The sequence below is a fragment of the Stutzerimonas stutzeri genome, assembly GCF_000935215.1.
In the GTDB taxonomy this organism is placed as follows: Bacteria; Pseudomonadota; Gammaproteobacteria; order Pseudomonadales; family Pseudomonadaceae; genus Stutzerimonas.
In genome coordinates this window covers 1-770 of sequence record NZ_JXXD01000366.1, presented here as the reverse complement: position 1 = coordinate 770, position 770 = coordinate 1, and the positions used below count along the sequence as shown (strand labels likewise).

The 770-nt window shown below is 56.4% G+C and carries 1 protein-coding gene; it reads left to right on the top strand.

Annotated features, from left to right (window positions below; genetic code table 11):
- On the top strand, window positions 1–695 hold a 695-nt coding region (locus LO50_RS23440; protein WP_044316541.1), incomplete at its 5' end, for an IS30-like element ISPsp4 family transposase.
- Between the last annotated feature and the right edge of the window lie 75 nt (window positions 696–770).

The following is a 770-nucleotide window of genomic DNA, read 5'->3' as shown; positions in this document are numbered from 1 at the left end:
CCTACGTCTGTCGCGAGACGATCTACAACGCGATCTATGCCCTGCCCGCCGGTGAGCTGCGCAAGGAGTTGATCCTTTGTTTGCGCCAAGGCAAGACGACACGTAGACCACGCCTTGGCGGTGTGGATCGGCGCGGGCAGATTCCAGAGATGGTCAGCATTCACTTGCGCCCGCCGGAAGTTGAAGACCGACTGATGCCGGGGCATTGGGAAGGCGACCTTATTAAGGGTAAGGCTAACGCCTCGTCTGTAGGTACGCTGGTGGAGCGCACTAGTGGCTACCTGATGCTGGTGAAGATGAACGACGCGACGGCGACCTCGGCAATGGAGGGCTTCAGCGCCGCCCTCAATAACATGCCGCTGGCGATGCGCAAGAGCATGACCTACGACCAGGGCAGGGAAATGGCACAGCACGCCGAGATCACCCAGAGAACCGGTGTGGCGATCTACTTCTGTGACCCGCACAGCCCTTGGCAGCGCGGCAGCAACGAAAACATTAATGGCCTGATCCGCCAGTACCTGCCCAAGGGCACTGACTTGTCGGTACATAGCCAAGAAGAACTGGATGCCATTGCGTTTCAACTGAACATGCGTCCACGTAAGCGCTTCGATTTCAAATGTCCTATCGAAGTCATGAGCGAAGTGATGCAGAAAGCCTTGGCTATGCAATATGATGCTCCTGCCTCAATTCAATAACCGTGTTGCACTCAGCTCCTGCAACCGCCTTGATTCATCGATGATCACCATGCTGGTTCGGTGCATGAGGCAATG